The sequence below is a fragment of the Skermanella stibiiresistens SB22 genome (genome assembly GCF_000576635.1).
Lineage (GTDB): Bacteria > Pseudomonadota > Alphaproteobacteria > Azospirillales > Azospirillaceae > Skermanella > Skermanella stibiiresistens.
On the sequence record NZ_AVFL01000001.1, the window covers coordinates 298,380 to 321,814 of the forward strand.

General features: G+C 65.9%; 9 protein-coding genes. 8 read left to right on the forward strand and 1 reads right to left on the reverse strand.

Translation table 11 applies throughout. The features are described from left to right. Positions 1–879: 879 nt before the first annotated feature. From N825_RS01345 to N825_RS01365, 5 genes are all read left to right on the forward strand, one after another. Entirely contained in the window at positions 880–11,256 is a 10,377-nt protein-coding gene (locus N825_RS01345; protein WP_037446015.1) for a cadherin domain-containing protein, read from the forward strand. 165 nt (positions 11,257–11,421) lie between these two features. Then, positions 11,422–13,962 (forward strand): glucose/quinate/shikimate family membrane-bound PQQ-dependent dehydrogenase, encoded by a 2,541-nt coding sequence (locus N825_RS01350; protein WP_051511373.1) that lies wholly within the window; start codon positions 11,422–11,424, stop codon positions 13,960–13,962. Between the two features lie 193 nt (positions 13,963–14,155). Next, a complete protein-coding gene (locus N825_RS01355) occupies positions 14,156–15,295 on the forward strand; it encodes a methyl-accepting chemotaxis protein (protein WP_051511374.1) in 1,140 nt (379 codons plus the stop codon). 774 nt (positions 15,296–16,069) lie between these two features. Beyond that, positions 16,070–18,190, forward strand: a complete 2,121-nt coding sequence (locus N825_RS01360) for a TonB-dependent siderophore receptor (RefSeq protein WP_051511375.1) — start codon at positions 16,070–16,072, stop codon at positions 18,188–18,190. Further along, the gene (locus N825_RS01365) at positions 18,187–19,047 is read left to right on the forward strand and encodes an iron-siderophore ABC transporter substrate-binding protein (RefSeq protein ID WP_051511376.1); all 861 of its coding nucleotides are present in this window, start codon (positions 18,187–18,189) and stop codon (positions 19,045–19,047) included. The genes N825_RS01360 and N825_RS01365 overlap by 4 nt, the downstream gene beginning before the upstream one ends. A 22-nt stretch (positions 19,048–19,069) precedes the next feature. On the opposite strand, the gene N825_RS01370 is transcribed toward N825_RS01365, so the two are convergent. Beyond that, positions 19,070–21,514: a transketolase gene (locus N825_RS01370; RefSeq protein ID WP_084164141.1), complete on the reverse strand. Its 2,445-nt coding sequence runs from the start codon at positions 21,512–21,514 to the stop codon at positions 19,070–19,072. Positions 21,515–21,648: 134 nt separating this feature from the next. Between N825_RS01370 and N825_RS01375 the strand changes: the two genes are divergently transcribed. From N825_RS01375 to dmeF, 3 genes are all read left to right on the forward strand, one after another. Further along, a complete protein-coding gene (locus N825_RS01375; protein ID WP_037446017.1) occupies positions 21,649–22,131 on the forward strand; it encodes an Lrp/AsnC family transcriptional regulator in 483 nt (160 codons plus the stop codon). A 64-nt stretch (positions 22,132–22,195) separates the two neighbouring features. Further along, complete coding sequence (locus N825_RS01380; RefSeq protein ID WP_037446018.1) at positions 22,196–22,471, forward strand: metal/formaldehyde-sensitive transcriptional repressor; 276 nt, start codon at positions 22,196–22,198, stop codon at positions 22,469–22,471. 20 nt (positions 22,472–22,491) lie between these two features. Beyond that, a complete protein-coding gene (dmeF, locus tag N825_RS01385; RefSeq protein ID WP_037446019.1) occupies positions 22,492–23,427 on the forward strand; it encodes a CDF family Co(II)/Ni(II) efflux transporter DmeF in 936 nt (311 codons plus the stop codon). Positions 23,428–23,435: the final 8 nt, after the last annotated feature.

Genomic DNA, 23,435 nt, shown 5'->3' on the forward strand with positions numbered 1-23,435 from the left:
TCTCTCCCGCATCAACTAGTTGTTCTCCCCCAGCGGTTTCGATCCTGAGCGCGGGCATGCGCGCATGAATGGCTCTATTGGATCGACAGCGCGCCGTGACTGCCCTCCTCGAAGAAGAGGCGCAAATGAACAGCCGCATAATCACAAATTAAGGTTAACAAGGAATTGACGATAGGAGGTGCGCCAGCCAACCCGCCGCATCGACAACAGCGAAAGCATCTATCCATACAATTGCATGGGCATCATGACGGCCGCGCTAGCGGGTATCCTCTAGTTCGATGGCCCCTCGCGAATTCCGGACAGCAAACCCACATTCGTCAAAAAAACATTTTATATCAAATGCTTGGTACTTCCACGCGAGAGGCTGGAGTCGCTATTGTTGCCGTTTAGGAAAAAATCATCCAACGCGGAAAGTTCTTGACACCGGGGCACCATACTCTGGTATACCGGGGATCGTTACCCATTTAGAGTTAATTCTTACGGGGAAACGCAGTGGAAATCGGATCGATGTGGAACGGACTTTCCGTGCCGAAGCTCGGCGGGCTCTTCCCGCCCTTCGCGGGCGCCATTGGCCCCATCGCTAAAATGAATGCTTCAATGCTCGCTATGGTCAAAAAAGGCGAGAAACACTGGCAAGTACCATCTGCTAGTACGAATGTCATATGCTTCAAAAAGCTGGAAAATCATTAGAAAAATCCAACGGTTCAGAAGGATTTTCTTAATAAGTATGTGCTTTGTTGCTCCAACGTTACTGACTGGCTCAACGCAGATACTTAGCGAAATGCAAGAGCGTTTGCGGCGTTCTGCTAGCAGGCTCTCCACCTAACAAGAACTTCTCGACACCTGGAAGCTCCCATATAGCGGAGCTTGGAGATAGGTATGGCACGTAAACTCAGTTCTCTTGTTAGCGGCACAACGATCCCGTACCTCTCACTTACGTCGGATCCGCTTGAGCTGGACTTCGTTTCCAATTCGGAAGCGAACCCGATCAAACCGTCGGATCTGACCATCGTCGAAGATGGTGCGGATGTTAGGATCACGGTCGGCTCCAAGTCGCTCACCATCAGCGGCGCGACTCTCGAAGCCCTGTCGTTCGGCGCTGTTGGATCGGTCAACACGCTGATTCAGCACGACACCCAATTCGGCATCATTCGTTTCGGCGATAATCGGGTCACCACGGGCGACGCGCCCCTGTCACGGCTGGAAGGTTCGGCCCAAGGCGATCTGCTCGGCGGGACCACCGGAAACGACCGGATATTGGGTCAGGCCGGCAACGACACCGTCTTGGGTGGCCAAGGGGACGACACGCTGTTGGGCGGCCTCGGCAACGACATCATCTCCGGCGGCGCCGGCAATGACCTGATCGACGAGCGCACCGACACGTCGGCGGCGAGCCGCAACACGTTGCGGGGTGGTCAAGGCAATGACCGCATCTACGGCGGCGCCGGCAACGACGCCATCCATGGCGACGACGGTGACGACAACCTGTTCGGCGGCTTGGGCGACGACGAAATCTTTGGTGGCGCCGGTGACGACACGATCGTCGAGCGTGGCGACACCTCCTCGTCGAGCCGCAACGTCATACACGGCGGCGCTGGCAACGATAAGATCTTCGACAGCGACGGCGACGACATCATCTATGGCGACGAAGGCAACGACGCGATCCTTGGCGGGTTTGGCAACGACGAGATCCATGGTGGCGACGGTGACGACAACATTGACGAGCGCCGCGATACCTCGATTTCGAGCGTCAACCTTCTGACCGGTGGCGCCGGCAACGATCGCATCTACGGTAGTGGCGGGACCGACTCGATCCAAGGCGGCGACGGTAACGACATCCTCGCTGGTTTCCTCGGCAACGACACCATTTTCGGTGACGCCGGAAACGACATCATCGACGAACGTGGTGATACCGCCACTTCGAGCATCAACATAATCTATGGTGGTTCAGGCAACGACCGCGTGTACGGCAGCGCTGGCGCCGATACGATCCATGGTGACGACGGGGACGATACGCTATCGGGTTATCTCGGCAGCGACACCATCTATGGTGATGCCGGGAACGACATCATCGACGAGCGCGGTGACACGAACCCGCTCAACGCCAACATCCTGAGCGGCGGTGACGGTAACGACCGCATCTACGGTGGTTCAGGCAATGACACCATCTACGGTGGCGCTGGCGCCGACGTCATCTCGGGCGGCGACGGCGATGACATCATCGACGAGCGCGGTGACGTGGACGGTGTTCCGGGTGTCCGCAACGTGCTTCAGGGCAACAACGGCAACGACACCATCTATGGCAGCGGCGGCTCCGATGACATCGCCGGTGGTGCCGGCAACGACACGCTGATCGGCGGCGACGGCGACGACATCATCCGCGGCGGTTTTGGCGACGACATCATCGAGGGCGGTGCCGGCAACGACCTGCTGACGGGCGGCGACGGCGTCGACGTGTTCAACTATTCGGTCGACAGCGCCGCCAACGATGGCGCCGACACGATCACCGACTTCGTCGTCGGCACCGACCACATCTCCCTGACCGGCGCGGGTGGGCTCGTGCTGACGGCGGCCCAAGTCGAGGCCGAACTGCGCTCCGGCAACGTCCAGATCCAGAGCGGCGTCGATCTCGACAACATCGGCTCGGGCAACGACACGCTGGTCACGCTGGCCAACGGCACCGAGATCAACTTGCTGAACGTCCGCGGCGCCTTCAACGGCAACGCCTTCCTGAACTACGAGGCCCCGACGGTCGCCGCGACTGGCAACGGCACCGTTGCCGAGGACGCGCTGGAAGGCGCCATCGTCGCCACCGTGGCCGGCAGCGACGCCCAGGGCCCTGTCAGCTACTCGTTCCTGTCCGGCAACGACGCCGGCTACTTCGCGATCGACGCGGCGACCGGTGTCGTCACCCTGACGGCGGCCGGTGCCGCCAACCTCGACTACGAGACCGTCACCAGCTACGCCCTCCAGGTCGGCGTCAGCGACGGCGTCACATCGGCGGTCCAGGCCCTGACCGTCGGCGTCACCGACGTCGATGACACCAACGACGCTCCGGTCTTCGCCAACCTGGACGGCATCGCCGTCGCCGGGTTCGGTGGCGTCGCGCGGATCGACCAGGGCACTGCGGTCACCGTGACCGACAGCGACAGCGCCAACTTCGACGGCGGTTCGCTGACCATCTCCTCCGATACCGCCACCGACAGCCTCCTGCTCACCTCGGGCGTCCGCTTCGCCGGCCGCTATGTCGTGATGACCGAGGGCGTCAGCGACGTCGTCGTCGGCACCTGGACATCGGACGGCGCTGGCCAGCCGCTGGCGATCTCGCTCAACGCCAACGCCACCGCGGCCCGGATGGCCGAACTGATCAAGCATGTCGAGGTCAGCCTTGACGGCGCCGCCGCCGCCACCGACCGCGTCATCACTGTCGCGTTGAACGACGGAGATGGCGCCACCACGACCCAGACCTTCGACGCCATCGTCACCGAGTCGGCGTTGGAGATCACCGGCCTCGGCACCGCCGACGACCGCCTGCTCAGCGCCGCCGCTCCCGCCGTCCTGCTGGATGTCGGCACCGCCGCTGGCCTGACCCTGGGCAGCACCTCCGTCCGCGGTTCGACGCTGACGGTCGAAATCACCAACGGCGAATCCTCCGACATCACCTTCGGCTTCGGTGGTGGCGCGGTCACCCGCTTCGGCAACTTCCTGTCGGTGACGGTGGGCGGTGTCGAGCGCGTCATCGGCAGCGTCAGCGGCGGCACCCTGGGCCAGCCCCTGACGATCACGTTCGACGACAACGCCGACGTGACCGAGGCCTATGTCGAAGCGGTGCTTCACGGCATCACCTTCGACGTCGACAACAGCGTCGAGCAGCCCGACGGCAGCCGCACGGTCGACTACAGCTTCACCACGGCGGACGGCCACAACTCCGCCACGGCCCAGGTCGTCATCAGCGTCGTCGGCTCCATCACCGAGCTGACCAACATCGATCTGCCGAGTGGTGTCGCGGACGTCCACGCCTACACCCTGGACAGCACCCCACCGGTCGGCAACCGGATCGACGTGTTCGGCGACTCGGTCGACTATGAACTGGTCTCACCGACCAAGGTCGGAACGCTGGATGGCGCCGACAGCCTCAACGGCGGCGGCGGCCGCGACTACCTGTTCGCGGTCCTCGACCCGACCGACTCCGGTGACGCGCCGGCGCTCGCCAACATCGAGCAGATCAACCTGAAGGCCGGCCTCAGCCAGTCGCTGAGCCTGTCCAACGTCACGGCCGGCGCGACCGACGCCGACGACGGCGATGACATCACCATCAACATCGACACCGTCACCGCCGCCAACACCCTGACCCTGACGGGCCTGGAAGACGCCGACATCAAGACGGTCGACGCCAGCGGTGTCGCCGGCGCCATCAACCTGACCGCCGCGGCCGTCAACGGCCTCACCGTCACCGGTGGGCTTGGCGACGACACGGTCTCCTTCAACAGCGGCACGCTCAGCTCCGACGACGTCATCAATGGCGCCGCCGGTCTCGACACCGTCAACGCCCGTCAGATCGCCGATGGTGCGACCATCGCGGCCACGATCACCGATGTCGAGACCATCAATCTCGAACTGGCGATCGGCGCCTCGGCGACCTTCAGCGCCGCCAACGTCACCAGCAGCGGCAACGCCACCATCAACGTGGACGCGGTTTCGGCTGGCGAGACGCTGACGATCACCAATGTCACCGACACCGACATCATGGCGGTCGACGCGACCGGCGTGGCCGGCGCCATCGACCTGACGGTCACCGCGGCCAACAGCATGACCGTCAACGGCGGCGAAGAGGCCGACACGGTGACCTTCACCGCCGGCACCCTAAGCAACGGCGACGCCATCGACGGCAACGCCGGCCTCGACGTGTTCAATGCCCTTGCGATCGTCGACGGTGTCGACGTGAGCGCCACGATCACCGACGTCGAGACGATCAATCTCGAACTGGCGACGGGCGCCTCCGCGACCTTCAACGCGATCAGCGTCTCCAGCGGCCCGACCGACGCGGACGATGGCAACGACATCACCATCAACGTCGACGCGGTCGACGCTGGCGAGATCCTGACCGTCTCCAACATCGACGACGCCGACATCAAGGCGATCAACGCCGCTGGTGTCGCCGGCGCCATCAACGTGACGATCACCACCAACAACGACATCGCCCTGACCGGCGGCGAGGGAGCCGACAGCTTCACCTTCGCGTCCGGTAGCCTGAGCGATGGTGACAGCGTCACCGGCGGTGCCGGGACCGACAGCTTGTCGGCGACGCTCGGAGCGGGCTCCATCGCCCCCGCCAGCATCACCGATGTCGAGAACATCGGGTTCACCACCACCACCGACGGCGCCAGCGTCAACATGGCGAACGTCACCGGCACCGGCGTTCAGGTCACGCTGACCGGCACCAACGACACCTCCCTGCTCAACGTCGGAACCGGCGTCACCACGGTCGACGCCAGCGCCCTGACCGGTCTTGGCGATCTGACCCTGACGACGGCCGGCACCGGCGCCCTGACCGTCACCGCCGGTGCGGGGGAAACCAGCGTCACCAGCTCGGGCCGCACCGTCACCGTGGCCGCCGCCCTCGCGGCGAACGACACGGCCGTCGAACTGTCCGGTTCGTCCAGCTTCACGGTCACTGGCCTCACCGCCGATCTCGACGCTTCCGGCTCGACAGGAACGGTGTCGGTCACGACCGCCAACAACGGCGTGGACAACGACGTCACCATCACGACCGGCTCCGGCGCGCTCAGCCTGACCGCCGATCAGGTCGGTGACACGGTCACGGTCGATGCCACGACGCTGGCCGACGACACCCTCCTGACGATCGCCAACCCCAGCGCCTCCAACCTGGTCGTCACCGACCTGACGGGTGATCTTGACGCCGCCAAGCTGACCGGCACCCTGACGGTCACGGTCGCGGACAACACCGTCGACAGCGCCGTCTCCCTCGCGACGGGCTCCGCCGCCACCACGATCGACTCGCTCGGTGCCAACGACACCGTGACGGTCAACGCGACCGCGCTCGCCGCCACGTCGACGCTGACCCTGACCGGCGCCGCCGATTACGCGGTGACCGGCCTGACCGGTGATCTGGTCGCCACCGCCGTGACCGGCAACGTCAGCGTCACCGCCGGCAGCCTGACGGACGACGGCCTGAACCTCGCCACCGCCGGCGGCGACGACAGCTTCACGATCACCGGTACGATCGACGAGCGTGACGTCATCGCGGGCGGTGCCGGCACCGACCAGCTCAGCGCCACCGTCTCCGGGCTGATCGCCACGTCGGACACTCCGCTGGCCTACATCAACAACGTCTCCCAGACGGGCAGTGGCAGCGCTCCGCACATCCGCACGCTGAGCTTCTACAACCCGGCGGTCGCGACCTCAGCGGGTGATACCTTCGGCCTGACGGTCGCTGGCGTGCCGATCCTCGTCACCCTGACGGCGGGCATGACCTCGACCCAGATCGCGACGGCGGTGGCCGCGGCGATCGACGCGCTCGTCGATGTCAACGCCTCGGCCAGCGGCAGCCAGGTCACGATCACGGCGGTCGCCAACGGCTCCAACACCTTCTCGGTGGCCTCGCCCGTCCTGACGGACAACCACCTGTCGGCGGAAGGCGGCGATCTCCGGATCACCGGTATCGAGGACGTCACCCTGACGGCGTCCGGTACGGACAGCGTCATCGACCTCGACGCCAGCACCGGCATCCAATCGCTGACGATCAATGGCGTCGCCAACCTCACGATCACCGACTTCGAGAACGGCGCCAATCTCACCAGCCTGAACGCCGGCAGCCTGACCGGTGATCTCGACGCCAACTTCGCCAACGTCACCAGCTCGATCAACGTCGTTGGCGGCGAGGGCGACGACACCTTCCGCTTCGGCACCACCCTGGGCAACGGCGACAACATCGACGGCGGCGCTGGCAACGACACCGTCATGGCCGATCTCGCGGCTGGTCTGGTCAATCCGACCCTGACCAACATCGAGGTCTTCTCCCTGATGGGCGTCGGCAACACCTCGACCTTCGACGCCTCCAACATCTCGTCGCTCGACACCATCACCCTCGATGGCGACGGCACGACGACGCTCACCGGCTTGGGCGCCTCGGTCACCACGATCGACGCGGAAAGCTACGACGGCACGCTGACGGTGGAATTGGACGCGGCGAACGAGGTCGAAGTGACCGGCGGCTACTGGGGCAACACCGCCTTCCTGTTCGACACCGCGAACGGCACGACCAGCACGCTTGGGGCTGGCGACGTCATCACCGGTGGTTCCAACTCGGACACGCTGCGGGCCAACCTGCTGGACGGGGCGACCATCGCGCCGACGATCGACTCGGTGGAGATGCTGCGCTTCGACGTCGACAGCACCTCGCTCACGGCGATCACGACGACGCTCGACGCCAGCAACATCTCTGGCTCGGGAGTCACCATCGAGATCTCCGACGGCGCCGGCATCGGTCTCGCCACGGATCAGGTCAACATCACCGGCCTGACCAGCGCGGTCCAGTACATCAACGCCTCGGCCTCCAACGACGACGAGAACGCCTTCGACGGCGCGATCAACGCCACCCTGGTCTATGAAGGCACCGACTACAGCCGCGGCCAGATGAGGGGCGGCGATGGAGCCGACACATTGACTGGCGGTGTCGGCAGCGACGAGATCTTCGGCGGCGTGGGCAACGACACGCTGAACGGTGGGGCCGGCAACGACCTGATCACCGGCGGCACCGGCGCCGACACCATGACCGGCGGCGCTGGCGTCGACGTCTTCGTGGTCGCGATCGGCGACACGGGGTCGCAGGCGGTCACCGCCGACGTGATCACCGATTTCGTCCGCGGCACCGACAAGATCGACATCAGCGACCTGCTGATGACGAGGGCGACCGAACTGGCCGGCATCAACACCGTCACCCTGGCCAACCTGCTGCAGGCCTTCGGTGAGCGGGTCACGATCGACACGAGCAGCCTGGCCGGCAAGACGATCGTCGGCATCGAACAGGCGATCGACGACACGATCAACCACCGGATCGTGCTGGACGGCACCTACACGCTCGACCAGTCCGACTTCGTCATCTATCCGACCTCGATGACCCTGACCTCCGGTGCCGACATCATCACCGGTTCGCTCCGCGACGAGACGATCACCGGGACCGTCGCCAATTTGTCCAACGGCGACACCCTGGTCGGCGGCGATGGCGACGACTTCCTGGTGCTGAACAACAACGCCGCGCCCTACTCGCTGGTGGTCGACAACAACACCTTCTCCGGTTTCGAGCACGTCTATCTCTCCGGCAACCAATCGGTCAGCCTGACCGGCATCGGCGCTCCCAACCTGATCGCCAATGGACGGACGGAGCTCTGGGCCGCCAACATGACCGCCTCGGTGGTCATCGCCCTCGACAGCATCGATCCGAACCGCGCGGTCGATATCACCGGCGGCAGCGCCAACGACCAACTGACCGGCGGCGGCGGTGCCGACGAGATCAGCGGCGGCAATGGTGACGATGTCATCACCGGTGCTGGCGGCCAAGATACCCTGTACGGTGGTGCCGGTGCCGATCGGTTCCGGTACTCGATGGTCACCGACGTCGGCTCGGCCAACGAGGACTTCATCGACAGCTTCCAGACCGGCGTCGATAGCGTGGCGGTCGACTTCGGCAACGTGACCGGCGCCTTCACGATGGCGGTGGGGAGCACCGACGCGACCTACGGTCAAGTCCAGTTCTCGGGCGGCAAGCTGACGGTCCAGGGAGCCACGGCGGGCGAGACGAGCGACCTCACCATCACCACCTACAACTACACCCCGATGGATGCGGCGGTCGATATCGACGTGACGGTCACGACGACCAACGGTTCCAGCATCACGACGCTGGGCGGCGACGACACGATCACCGCGTTCGGCACCTTCAGCAACACGATCAACGCCGGGGCGGGCAACGACACGGTCGACGCCGGTGCGGGCAACGACACGATCACCGGCGGTGCCGGCACGGATAACCTGACCGGCGGCGACGGCAACGACCAGTTCGTGATGGCGGCGGTGTCCGACATCTCGGGCTTGGCCGAGCAGATCTACGGCAACAGCGGAACCGACAGCATCGTCGTCAACGAGGCTGGCGCCCTCGACCTCTCGCTGGCGACCATCAGCAGCGTCGAGACGCTGACGCTGGCCGGCGGCGTCACCGGCAACCAGGTGACGGCGACCGTGAGCCAGCTCGACGGGTTCACGACCATCACCGGCAACGGGTCCAACGACACCCTGACGATGGCGGCGGCCGGGACGATCAGCTTCGCCGGCAAGACCTTGACCGGCATCGAGGCGATCAACGGCTCGTTGGGCGACGACACCATCACCGGCACGAGCGGCGTCGACACCATCAGCGGCAGCGATGGCAACGACACGATCACCGGTGGCTTGTCGGCGGACATCCTGTCCGGCGGCGATGGCAACGACCAGTTCTCGATGTCGGTGGCCGACATCTCGGGTCTGGCGGAAACCGTCGACGGCGGCACCGGCACCGACAGCATCGTCATCAACACGATTGGCGCAGTCGACCTGTCGCTGGCGACCATCACCAGCGTCGAGACGCTGACCTTGGTCAACAACGGCACCGGCAACCAAGTGACGGCGACGGTGGCCCAGCTCAACGGCTTCACCTCCTTCACCGGCCTTGGCGGCACCAACGACACGCTGACGATGTCGGCGGCCGGCACGGTGAGCTTCGCTGGCAAGACCCTGACGGGCATCGAGGCCATCGGCGGCTCGTCCGGTGTCGACACCATCACCGGCAGCTCCGGCAATGACGTCATCGACGGCGGCGCCGACGCGGACATCCTGTCGGGCGGTGCAGGTGATGACACGTTCCGCGTCTCGACCCTGGCCCACATCTCGGGCTTGGCCGAAACCATCGACGGCGGTGCCGACAACGACACCATCGCTCTTGGTGCCGCTGGCGTGGTGGATCTGTCGACCGTCACGATCTCCAACGTGGAGACACTGAAGTTCGCCGACACCGGCCTTGGCAGTCAGGTGACCCTGACGGGCGCCCAGGCGACCGCCCTCGAACTGACCGGCTTGGGTGGGACGGCCGATAGCCTGACCCTCTCCACGGCCGGCACGGTCAACCTGTCCAACGTCGCCGCGCTGGAGACGATCACCGGTTCCATCCTCGCCGGGGATACCCTCAAGATCACCGAGGCTGGCTCGGTCGACCTATCGAGCGTGAACTTCACGGGCTTCGAGACACTTGAGTTCGCGAATACCGGCCTTGGCAACCAAGTGACCCTGACGGGCGCACAGGCGGTTGGACTGGAACTGACCGGCTTGGGAGGAACGAACGACACCCTGACGCTCTCCACGGCCGGCACCGTCAACATCGGAACCACCACTGGTCTGGAAGGCATCAACGGATCGGTCAACGTTGGAGACATCCTCCACATCACCGAGACCGGGGCGGTCGACCTGTCCGGGATCGACATCTCCGGCTTCGAGACCTTGCAGCTCTCCAATGCCATATTGGGCAATCAGGTGACGGCGACGGCGGCGCAGCTCAACAGCTTCACCAGCTTCACCGGCACCGCCGGCGTCAACGACGCACTGACGTTGAGCGAAGCTGGCTCGGTCGACTTCTCCGGCGCGGATCTGACCGGCATCGAGGCGATCAACGGCAGCGTGCTGGCCGACACCATCGTGGGATCGGCCGGCGTCGATCACATCTTTGGCAGTGACGGCGACGATATCATCACGGGCGGTGTCGAAGCCGATATCCTGTCAGGCGGCGATGACGAGGACACGTTCGTCTACCTGGCCGGGGACGCTTCGATCTTCACCCGGGGCTTTTCCGAAGGGCTCAGCACCAACCCCTCCCAGGGTGACGAGTTCTATGGCGAAACCATCCTGGATTTGGACCAGTTCGATAACCTGGACTTCTCCTCGATGACCTTGTCGCTCGCAAACGGTGACAACAATCTCGACGACAACACGATCGAGTTGGTCACCGGCCAATACGACGCGGTCAGCGGCAAGTTCACCGTTGGCGACCAGAGTACCGATGGCATCACGAACGGCAGCACGATGGTGATGTATGACTCCGACGCGACGGCGGTCGTCACGCAGAACATCATCATCCTGGCGGGCGTGGACACGGTGAACAATTGGGATGCTTTCCTCACCAACGGCAAGCTCACCTTCAACGTCGGACCCTGATCCACTCGGAAATCCTAACAACCACCAACTGGCGGGGCCCTTCGGGGTCCCGCTTTTTTTTGTTCCCGCACGCTCATGCCGCATGGCAGCCAAACAGCATCGGGCGAAACCAACGCGCCGCCCGGCGGGTTACCGGAACGGTTTTCGAAGTTCCGAGGTGACACCATGCATGGCAAACGGCGGGGCCCCGTCCTGATCGGGGCGGGAATCCTCAATATCCTGATGGGCTTGGCCCTGGCGGTCGGCGGCGTCTGGCTGATCGCCCTGGGCGGTTCCTGGTACTACGCCATCGCGGCGTTGGCCCTGCTGCTGACCGGCGTCCTGCTCCTGAGGGCGCGGCCGGCGTCCTTGCTGGTCTACGCCCTGCTGGTGGCCGGCACGCTGGCTTGGTCGCTCTGGGAGGTTGGGTTCGACTGGTGGCCGCTGGCGGCGCGCGGCGCCGTCATCTTCGTGGTCGGCTTGATCCTGCTGACCCCGTGGGTCACCCGCCGCCTGGGGGACGGCCGAAGCGATGTTCGGAGCAATTCCCGCGGCGTTTCCGCCCTGCGCGGGTCCGGCTTGGCCCTGACGGCGGTGCTGGTCGTGGGCTTCGGGGTCGCCGCGGTCTCGTGGTTCACCGATCCCCACCGGATCGATGGCACCGTCCCGGCCCCCGCCAGCGCCGCGGTCGACACGGACCCGGCCAGCATCCCGGCTGGCGAGTGGCACGCCTATGGCCGCACCGGCCACGCCCAACGCTATTCGCCGCTGGACCAGATCACGCCGGCCAATGTTTCCCGCCTGGAGACCGCCTGGACCTACCAGACCGGCGACATGCGCGGCCGTCCCGGCGACCCGGAGGAAACCACCTTCGAGGTGACGCCGCTCAAGATCGGCAATCGGCTGTTCCTCTGCACGCCGCACCAGAACGTGATCGCGTTGGACGCGACGACGGGACGCGAGATCTGGCGCTACGATCCGAAGATCCGGGGCGAGTTGGCGCTTCAGCACCTGACCTGCCGCGGCCTGTCCTATCATCAGGTGACGGCCGGGGACGCCGCGGCCGCGCAGGCCGCTCCCGCCAACACTCCCATCACCGGGGAAACCGTCGACCAAGCCGCTCCCGGCACCACGGCGGCGCCCGGCGGCTCGACCAAGCTGGACCTGCCGGTCGCGGCGTCGTCCGGCGCCGCCACGACGGCGGACTGCCCGGCCATGCTGTTCATGCCGACGGCGGACGGCCGCATCATCGCGCTGAACCCCGACAGCGGCGCCGTCTGCGGCGGGTTCGGCGGCGGCACGGGCCAGATCAACCTCTGGACCAACATGCCGAACGTCAACCCAGGCTCGTACTACTCGACCTCGCCGGTCGTCGTCGCCCGCGGCCTGATCATCGTCGGCGGCACCGTGCTGGACAACGTCTCGGTCAACGAGACCTCGGGCGTCATCCGCGCCTTCGACATCAAGACCGGCGCGCTGGTGTGGAATTGGGACTCGGGCAATCCGGACGCCACGGCCCCGATCGGGCCGGGCGAGAGCTACACGCCGAACTCGCCGAACAGCTGGTCGATCTCCGCCGTGGACGAGAACCTCGGCATGGTCTACGTGCCGCTCGGCAACCAGCCGCCCGACCAATGGGGCGGCAAGCGCAGCCCGGCGGTGGAGAAATACTCGTCCTCGGTCGTGGCGCTCGACATCGCGACCGGGCAAGTGCGCTGGAACTTCCAGACCGTCCACCACGATTTGTGGGACTACGACGTCCCGGCGCAGCCCAGCCTGATCGACCTGACGGTCAACGGCCGGACGGTCCCGGCATTGGTCCAGCCGACCAAGCAGGGCGAACTGTTCGTGCTCGACCGCCGCACCGGCGAGCCCGTCCTGCCCGTGACCGAGAAGCCCGCTCCCCAAGGTGCCGCCGAGGGCGACCACACCGCGCCGACCCAGCCGGTCTCCGCCCTGTCCTATGATCCGCCGCCCCTGACCGGCAAGGACATGTGGGGCGCCACCATGTTCGACCAACTGGCCTGCCGCGTCTCCTTGAAGCGGCTGCGCTACGAGGGCCGATACACGCCGCCGTCACTCCAGGGTTCGTTGGTCTATCCCGGAAACTTCGGCGTGTTCAACTGGGGAAGCGTCGCGGTCGATCCCCAGCGCCAGATCGCCTTCACCACGCCGACATATCTGGCTTTCGTCTCCCAGCTGATCCCCCGGGCGGACGACACCACCACCTATGTGCAGGGTGGAAGCGCGCCGGAACACGGCCTGCCGTCGCTGAACGAGAATTTCGGCGCGCCGTTCGCGATCAAGCTCGGCCCGTTCGTCTCCGCCCTCGGGCTGCCGTGCCAGGCGCCGCCCTGGGGTTATGTCGCCGCGGCCGACCTGACCACGGGCAAGCTGTTCTGGAAGCACAAGAACGGCACGGTGCGCGACGCCTCGCCCTTGCCGCTGCCGTTCCGGATGGGCGTGCCCAACCTTGGGGGGCCGATCACGACCGCGGGCGGCGTCGCCTTCCTGTCCGGCACGATCGACTATTACGTGCGGGGGTACGACGTCACCACCGGTGAGCAGCTGTGGGAAAGCCGCCTTCCGGCGGGCGGTCAGGCGACGCCGATGACCTATCTGGGCGATGATGGCCGACAATACCTGCTGGTCGTCGCCGGTGGCCACGGCTCGCTAGGCACCAAGGCGGGAGACAGCGTCATCGCTTACGCCTTGCCGAAGCAATGACGCCGGTTTGAGTGGATTGGCGGGGGTCGCGCGATCCCCGCCAGTTCCCGGCACTGGTTTCACAACCGCTCCATTCCTATCCTCATTGGCTTAAGTCTTTTTATTAATTGTGATTTAATTGATGGTTCAGCTTTTCCCTTGATGATCCGTTCCTCGAGAGCACTTACCGCGCGTATCGAGGATCGGACCGGAAATGACAGGGAAAACGCTCACCACTTCCTCTGGTCCCGACGAAGCCGATGAGACGTCGCCCGAAACCATCATCCAATTGGCGGGTGAGGTGTCGCAGATCGCGACGGAGAAGACCCGGGTCATCGCCGGCATCACCAGCCGCACCAAGATCCTGGCCCTGAACGCCAAGATCGAGGCGGCCCGCGCGGGGGACGCCGGCCGCAGCTTCGGCGTCGTGGCGTCGGAGGTCCAGGCGATCAGCCATCAGATCGAGGGCGTCACCCAGGAGTTCCGCGAGCAGCTGGTCACCAGCGCCACTCGCCTGAAGTCGCTGGGCGAGGGGCTTGTCTCGTCCATGCGGGGCAACCGGTTGGCCGATCTCGCCCTGAACATGATCGACATCATCGACCGCAATCTCTACGAACGCTCCTGCGATGTCCGGTGGTGGGCGACCGACAGCGCCGTGGTCGATTGCTTGGCCGGCACCGATCGGGGCTCCGGGTCCGGGCGGAGCGCCTTCGCCTCCAAGAGGCTGGGTGTCATCCTGTCCTCCTACACGGTCTATCTCGACCTCTGGATCGCCGACGCCACCGGGCGTGTGGTCGCCAATGGCAGGCCTGAACGCTATCCTGGCGTCGTCGGCACCTCGGTGGCGTCACAGGCATGGTTCAAGGATGCGCTGGCGACGCGCGACGGGACGGAGTTCACGGTCGCGGACATCGCGCGGTCCGACCAGCTCGGCGGCAGCGCGGTGGCGATCTACGCCGCGGCCGTCCGCGAGGGAGGGGAGGAGAATGGCCGTCCCCTTGGCGTGCTGGGGATCTTCTTCGACTGGGAAGCGCAGGCCCGGAGCGTGGTCAACGGCATCCGCCTGACCGCGGACGAACAGCGCGAGGGTCGGACCAAGTGCCTGATCCTGAACGCCCAACACCGGATCATCGCCGCCTCCGACGATCGCTACATCCTCCAGGGCAGCTATCCGTTGCGGACCGAGGGGCGCGACATGGGCCACTACGAGGCCGACGACGGCACGATCGTCGCTTTCGCCCTGACACCCGGATACGAGACCTATCGGGGGCTCGGCTGGTACGGCGTCATCCTCCAGCGAACCGCCGAGGTCGAGGAGGAATTCAACCGGCGTCACAAAGTCCGAGGGCGCTGACAGGTTCTCCGGTTTTGCCGATCCGCGCGATCCTTGTCGGGGCGACGCCAAACCATCTGTCTTCACGTCGGGAACGACCAGAACATCGACAACGGCAGCGCTATGCGGTTGGGGCCAAAGGATAGAAGACGCTCCCCGAGATAGACGACGAACGAGAACGCGGTTCGGGGGGCTTGGGCGACGATGTCGATTTCCCTGCCTTTCTCGTCTATGAAAAAAACAAGCTGACGGAATAGTGGCCGTAGGTCGGGTAGAGCGAAGCGGCACCCGACACCAACTCGCCTGCTTGTTGGGTGCCGCTTCGCTCTACCCGACCTACGGTTGAGAACGGATCGCCGAAGTCGAGTGCTCGTAGATGTCCAGGCACCGAGGAGTTGGACGATGCCGGGCTTGGTCAGGATGTCGAGATAGCTGTTGACCGTATCGTCATTGGCTTGCCGCCAAAGTGAATGGCTTGGCGTAAAAAGGCGTCTAGAGCCAGCGTAAAAAGGCGTCCAGGACCGGCGTGGAACGGCTTCCACCCACGGCGTCACCCTCCAGCGCATCGCCGAGGTCGAGGAGGAGTTTGACCGTCGCCATAAAGCTGATGAGGAACTAGCCGTGCCAGGGCCGCGGAAAGCTTTTCCCACCGGGTTAACCCGACAATGCGATTGATAATGATTTGCATTAACTGGGTTCGCCCTCTAAGAGTTGCCCGAACGCGCTGGCGCGGATGCGCCGGCTTTGATGGGGTGACAGGGACGGGGGAAGTGCCATGCGGGCTTGGATGGGTCGATGAGGAGGTTTCTGACGGTACCGCTGCTGATGGTCTCGGCGGCCCATCCGGCGGGGGCCCAGACGACCGAGGATCCGGCGGCGGTCACCCTGCCTCCGATCGTGATCGAACGGCAAGGCGCCGGTGGCGAGGTCATCGACAGCGACGGATACGTGGCGAAGTCCAGCAGGACGGCGACCAAGACCGACACCCCGCTGATGGAGGTGCCGCAATCGATCTCGACGATCACCCAGCAACAGCTCGACGACCGCAATCCGCAGAGCCTGTCCGACGCGTTGAACTACACGCCCGGCACCCGGATCGGCGCCTATGGCTTCGACCCGCGCTACGACGCGTTCTTCGTCCGGGGCTTTCCCGCCACCTATAACGGCATCTTCCGCGACGGGCTGCGCCAGTACAACAGTCCGTCGGGCATCTTCCGGACGGAACCCTATGGACTGGAGGGCATCACCATCCTGAAGGGTCCGGCGTCCATGCTGTACGGCGCCAGCAATGGCGGCGGACTGGTGGACCTGATCACCAAGCGGCCGACCGAGACGGCGCTGAACGAGATCGAGGTCCAGGCCGGCAACCACGACCGCTATCAGACCAATTTCGACTTCTCCGGCCCGGTGACCGCCAAGGGCGACCTGCTGTTCCGGATGACCGGCCTGCTGCGCGACAGCGACACCGAGCTTGCCGCGGTACCCGACGACCGCGTCTATCTGGCGCCCGCCCTGACGTGGAAGCCGGGTGACGACACCACGCTGACGCTGCTCGGCGAGTTCATGGACGCCACGACCGGCGGCACCGCGGCCTATTACAACGACGCCAACGGCATCACCGATTACTTCGGTGGCGACCCCCGGTTCAACGATTTCGAGCAGCGCCAGCATCGGATCGGCTACGAGTTCGAGCACCGGTTCGACGAGACCTTCACCGTCCGCCAGAACTTCCGCTACGGCCATCTCGATACCAAGCAGCAATACGTCTACATCACCGGGCGGGAGGGCGATGTCTTCGGCCGCGCCACCGGGCTCGGCTATGAGGATGTCGACACGGTCGTGGTCGACACCCAGGGGCAGGCGGATTTCTCGACCGGGCCGGTTCGCCACACGCTGCTGGCCGGGGTCGATGTCGGCTATGTCAAATACGACCAGAGCAGCGGCTTCGGCTTAGCGCCCGATCTGGACGCCGTCACCCGGAACTACGGGGCGCAGGCGATCGCCTCGCCCGACGCCAGTTTCTCCGGCGGGCAGAAGCAGTGGCTGACCGGCGTCTATCTCCAGGATCAGCTGAAGCTCGGCGGCTGGTCGCTGACACTGGGCGCCCGCCAGGATTGGGTCTCGACCGAGACGACCTCGCCCGATTTCACGACCGGGGGCCGCTCGACGCGCGACCAGTCGGACCACGAATTCACCGGCCGCGCCGGGCTGTCGTACCAGACGGGCTTCGGGCTGGCGCCCTATGTCAGCTATTCGACCTCGTTCACCCCCAATGTCGGCACCGGGCCCGACGGCGCCGCGTTCAAGGCGACCACGGCGGAGCAGAAGGAGATCGGCGTCAAGTTCCAGGTGCCCAACCGCAACGCCATGATCACGGCGTCGCTGTTCGACATCGAGCAGGAGAACGGCGTGTTCTTCGAGGTGGTCGACGGCGTCAACACCGAGGTCCAGCGCGGCCGGTTGCGCTCGCGCGGGTTCGAGCTGGAGGGAACGGCGACACTCGACAACGGGATCAACCTGATCGCCTCCTACGCCTACACCGATCTGGAGATCGAGGAGGGCGCCGCCGGGACCACGGGCAAGACCCTGTCCAGCACCCCGTTCCACACGGCGTCGATCTGGGCCGACTACAAGGTGATGTCGGGCTTCGCCGAGGGATTCGGGCTTGGAGCCGGCGTGCGCTACACCGGGTCCAGCTATGGCGACGACCGGAACACCATCGACAACGAGGCGCGGACCCTGGTCGATCTGGCGGTCCACTACGATCTCGACGCGGTCAGCCCGAAGCTGGAGGGGGTTCGGCTCCAGGTCAACGCCACCAACCTGCTGGACGAGACCAAGGTCACCTGTTCGTCGGCCTATTGCTATCGCGACGCCGGCCGAACGGTGATCGGCAGCGTGCGGTACCGCTGGTGAGCCGGGTCGCCGGGATCGTCGCGGCGCTGATCCTCGCCGCGTGGTCCGTATCGGTGGCGGCGGCCGACCAGCCGCCGCGCCGGATCGTGGCGCTCAACTGGGGGCTGGTCGATACCCTGATCGCGCTGGGCGTGCCCCCGATCGCGGTGCCGGAGGCCACCGTCTACGACCGGTATGTCGGCGGGCCGCCGCTCGATCCGGATGTGGTCAATATCGGCTTGCGGATGGAGCCGAACCTGGAACTGCTGAGCGCCCTTGCGCCCGACCTGATCCTGATCGCCGACGAGCAGGAGAAATTGCGCGCCCGGCTGGAGCGGATCGCCCCGACGGTCAACTTCACGACCTTCACGGCGGACAGGAGGCCGTGGGACAACGCGCTCAAAGCCACCCGCGACCTCGCCCGCCTGCTCGGCCGCGAGGCGGCGGGCGAGGAGCTGGTCGCGGACGCCGAGGCGGCGTTCTCCCGCGTCGGGTCCGAAATGGGCGGCGGCTCGGAGCTTCCCGTCCTTGTCGTCAGCTTCATGGACGCGCGGCACGTCCGCGTCTATGGCGACGGCAGCCTGCCCAAGGAGGTGCTGGAGCGCGGCGGGCTGCGGAGCGCCTGGACGGGACCGACCAACGCGTGGGGGTTCGCCACCGTCGGCATCGAGGCGCTGGCCGAGACGCCCGACGCCCGATTGGTGGTGATCGAGCCGGTGCCGCCGGGCGCCAAATCGACGCTGGACTGCAACCCGCTGTGGCGAAATCTGCCGTTCGTCGCGGAAGGCAGGACCCAAACCATCGAACCCGCCCTTGTGTTCGGCATGATCCCGGCGGCGGCGCGTCTGGCCGATCTGCTGGCCGACGCGCCGTCCTGACGCTGACCCGACGTTGGTCGGATCAGGCGGTTATGGTGTGCAGGTGCCGGATCGGCCTACCCGCCGCCAAGGCCTGTCCCGCCAGCACGATGCCCTGCGCGTCGATGCCGAAATGCCGGTACAGGTCGGCGATGGTGCCGGTCTGGCCGAAATGCTCGACGCCCAGCGCCCGCGTCCGATGTCCCTGGACGGATCCCAGCCACGCCAGCGTGGCGGGGTGGCCGTCGATCACCGTGACGATGCCGCAATGGGGCGGCACGCCGCCGAGCAGCCGCTCGACATGGGACACGGCGTTGGTCTGGCCGCGCTCCCGCGCCCGCTGGGCGGCGCTCCAGCCGCCGTGCAGCCGGTCGGCGGAGGTGATGGCGAGCAGTCCGACATCGCGCCGGTCCTCGGCCATCAAGCCGACCGCCTCGATCGCCTCGGACGCCACGGCGCCGGTGTAGGCCACGACGACTTGGCAGTTCGGCCCCGGCGGGCGCAGCCAATAGGCGCCGTCGATGATGTCGTGGGCGAAGTCGGGAGTCATCGTCCGGTTCGGCTGCTCGACCGTCCGCGATGACAGGCGCAGGTAGACGGACCCGCCGGTCTCGTCGCGCAGCCAGTTCCGCTCGTCCGGCTGTCCCTCGCCGTCGCGCTGCATGTAGTCGAAGGCCCACCGCATGATGACGCCCAGCTCGTCCACGAAGGCCGGCTCGAAATAGGCGAGACCGTCCTGCGCCATGCCGACCAGGGGCGTGCCGATCGACTGGTGGGCGCCGCCTTCCGGAGCCAGCGTCACGCCGGCCGGCGTCGCCACCAGCATGAAGCGGGCATCCTGATAGCAGGCGTAGTTCATCGCGTCGGCGCCCCGGTAGATGAAGGGGTCGTAGACGGTGCCGATCGGCAGCAGCCGCTCGCCGAAGATCGAGTGGGACAGGCCGAGCGCCGACAGCATGGTGAACAGGTTGGCTTCGGCGATGCCCAGTTCGAAATGCTGGCCGTCGGGGGAGAACTCCCAGCTATAGGTCGAGGGGATCCGCTCCTTCTTGAACAGGTCGGCCATCGCCTCCTTGGCGAACAGCCCGCGCCGGTTGACCCACGATCCGAGGTTGGTCGAGACCGTGACATCCGGCGCCGTCGTGACGATGCGGTCGGCCAAGCCGCCGCCGTCGCGTCCAAGCTCGTTCATGATCAGGCCGAAGCCAGCCTGCGTGGACAGCGACCGCTGCGACGGCACGACCAGCGTGTCCGGCACCGGGATGGTCGGTGCCGTGTAGCGGCGGCGGCCTTTCTGGAAGAACGGGACGGTGTCCAGGAAGGCCGCCAGCTGGTCCTCACCGATGCCCAAGCCCTCGAAGCGGTCCCACTCGTGGCCCTGCCGGATGTTCTGCGCGGCGCGGAACGCGTCCATCTGAGCGGGCGTCAGCAGTCCCGAGTGGTTGTCCTTGTGGCCCGCCAGCGGCAGGCCGAAGCCCTTGACGGTATAGGCGATGAAGCAGACCGGCCGGTCGTGCTTGCGGGCGTTCTCGAAGGCGGCCAGCAGCGACGGCAAGTCGTGGCCGCCCAGGTTGCCCATCAGACGCGCCAACTCGTCGTCCGACCGGCTCTCGATCAGGCGCGACACGGGACCCTGGTCGCCCAGATCGTCGAGCAGGCGCTTCCGCCACGCGGCGCCACCCTGGAAGGTCAGCGCCGAATAGAGCTGGTTGGGGCAGCTGTCGATCCAGGCCCGCAGCGTCTCGCCGCCGGGCTCCTTGAAGGCCTCCAGCATCAGCTCGCCGTGCTTCAGGATCACGACATCCCAGCCGAAGTTGCGGAAGATGCCTTCCAGCCGCTCCCACAAGCCCTCGCGGATCACCGCGTCCAGGCTCTGCCTGTTGTAGTCGACCACCCACCAGGTGTTGCGGAGGCCATGCTTCCAACCCTCCAGCAAGGCCTCGAAGATGTTGCCCTCGTCCATCTCGGCGTCGCCGAGCAAGGCGACCATGCGGCCCTCGGGGAGGTCGGTGGCCCAGTCGTGGGCCTTCAGGTAATCCTGGACCAGCGACGAGAACAGCGTCTGGGCGACGCCCATGCCGACCGACCCGGTGGAGAAATCGACGTCGTCGATATCCTTGGTCCGCGACGGATAGCTCTGGGCGCCCTTGAAGCTCCGGAAGTTCTCCAGCTTCTCGCGCGTCTGGTTGCCCATCAGGTACTGGATCGCGTGGAAGATCGGGCTGGCGTGCGGCTTGACCGCGACCCTGTCCTCCGGCCGCAAGGCGGAGAGGTACAGCGCGGTCATGATGGTCGCCATGGAAGCGGACGACGCCTGGTGGCCGCCTACCTTGAGACCGTCGAGGTTGGGCCTGACATGGTTGGCGTTGTGGATCGTCCACGAGGCCAGCCAGAGGATCTTGCGCTCCAGCGCGCGCAGGTAATCCACGGTGTCGATGTCGGCGCGGTTCCCGATGGTTCCGGTGGTGATGGTCGTTGTGTCAACCATTGTCGTTTTCGCTTCCAGTATGGGGACAGGCTGCGACGTTAACATCCGCCGCCCGGCAGTTGGTTGCGAAGTGGCCGCGCCACCGCGCGATTTGTGGCATGATCTGCCGGGAATGAGGCTGATGGAGCAACCGAATGCCAAAGCACCGGCTGGACCTGATCGACCGCAAGATCCTGGCGCGGCTCCAGAAGGATGGGCGGATCGCCAACAACGATCTCGCCGCCGACGTGGGCCTGTCGCCCTCGCCCTGCCTGCGCCGGGTCAAGGCGCTGGAGGACAGCGGCGTGATCCGGACCTATGTGGCGCTGGTCGATCCCGCGACGGTCGATCTGCCGGTCAACGTCTTCGTCAGCGTCACCCTGGAGAAGCAGATCGAGGAACGGCTCGACGCCTTCGAGGAGGCGATCCGGCATCGGCCCGAGGTGGTGGAATGCTACCTTATGACCGGAGAGGCCGATTACCTGCTGCGCGTCGTCGTGCCGGATCTGGCGGCGTACGAGTATTTCCTCAAGACCCACCTGACCCGGGTGGCCGGCGTCTCCAGCATCAAGTCGAGCTTCGCGCTGAAGCAGGTCCGGTACGAGACGGCGCTGCCGCTGCATCACCTGTCGGTGTGAGACCAATCCGCCGGATTGGATTTCCCCTGGTCAGGACGTCCCATATACTATACTGGGGTAGGGTATGGGACACACCACCGCGAACAAGCAGCAACTGATCAATCGGGTCCGGCGGATCGCCGGGCAGGTCGAGGCGATCGAACGGTCTTTGATGGAGGAGGCCGATTGCTCGGTCACGCTCCAGCGCGTCGCCGCCGCGCGGGGCGCCATCAATGGGCTGATGGACGAGATCGTCGAGGACCACCTGCGCGAGCACGTGGCGAAGCCCGGCCTGACCGACGAACAGCGGGCCGCCGGGGCGGAGGAACTGGTCGCCGTGATCCGCCGCTACAACAAATGACACGATGGATGGGCTGAGCGATGAGCATGGGATCCGGGACCGAAGGCCTGACCCACGACCACGTTTTCCTGGGCGGCGCGCACGACGAGAACGCGAGGCGCACCCTGTGGGTGGTCGGCCTGACGGCCGTCATGATGGTCGGGGAGATCGTCGCGGGCGCCGTGTTCGGCTCGATGGCGCTGCTGGCGGACGGCTTCCACATGGCGACGCACGCGGGTGCCCTGGCGGTGGCGGCGGGTGCCTATTCCTACGCCAAGCGGCACGCGACCAGCCGCCGCTTCAGCTTCGGCACCGGCAAGGTCGGCGATCTGGCGGGGTTCGCCTCGGCCCTGGTGCTGGGGTTGGTGGCGGTCGGCATCGCCTTCGAGTCCGTCGTCCGGCTGCTGGAACCGACGACCGTCGCCTTCGGTCAGGCGACCCTGGTGGCGGTTCTCGGGCTGGCGGTCAACATCGCCAGCGCGCTGCTCCTGTCGGGCGGCCACCATCACGGGCATCACCATAGGCATGATCACGGCCATGACCACCACGGGGCCGGTGCCCGGCACCAGGACAACAACCTGCGCTCCGCCTATGTCCACGTCCTGGCCGACGCCCTGACCTCGGTCCTGGCGATCGTCGCGCTGATCGCGGGACGCTACCTGGACTGGGTCTGGCTCGACCCGCTGATGGGGATCGTCGGCGCGGTCGTGATCGCCCGCTGGTCCTTCAGCCTGATGCGCGACACGGCGGCCGTGCTGCTCGACACCACCGATCCCGAGCTTGAGGCGGAGGTTCGCCAGCATGTCGAGGCGCCGGGCGACGTGCGGATCACCGACCTGCATGTCTGGCGGGTGGGACCGGAAGCCCACGCCGCCATCGTCAGCGTCACGGGCTCGGGAGCCACCGATGGCGAGGTCATCCGGTCACGGCTGGCCCCCGTCCACGAATTGGCGCACGTCACCGTGGAGTTGCGGTGATCGCCCGA

Bases quoted from the DNA above. Each gene is read 5' to 3' on its own strand.
- N825_RS01345 (WP_037446015.1), top strand. From the start codon at position 880: ATGGCACGTAAACTCAGTTCTCTTGTTAGCGGCACAACGATCCCGTAC.
- N825_RS01350 (WP_051511373.1), top strand. From the start codon at position 11,422: ATGCATGGCAAACGGCGGGGCCCCGTCCTGATCGGGGCGGGAATCCTC.
- N825_RS01355 (WP_051511374.1), top strand. From the start codon at position 14,156: ATGACAGGGAAAACGCTCACCACTTCCTCTGGTCCCGACGAAGCCGAT.
- N825_RS01360 (WP_051511375.1), top strand. From the start codon at position 16,070: ATGAGGAGGTTTCTGACGGTACCGCTGCTGATGGTCTCGGCGGCCCAT.
- N825_RS01370 (WP_084164141.1), bottom strand. From the start codon at position 21,514: ATGGTTGACACAACGACCATCACCACCGGAACCATCGGGAACCGCGCC.
- N825_RS01375 (WP_037446017.1), top strand. From the start codon at position 21,649: ATGCCAAAGCACCGGCTGGACCTGATCGACCGCAAGATCCTGGCGCGG.
- N825_RS01380 (WP_037446018.1), top strand. From the start codon at position 22,196: ATGGGACACACCACCGCGAACAAGCAGCAACTGATCAATCGGGTCCGG.
- dmeF (WP_037446019.1), top strand. From the start codon at position 22,492: ATGAGCATGGGATCCGGGACCGAAGGCCTGACCCACGACCACGTTTTC.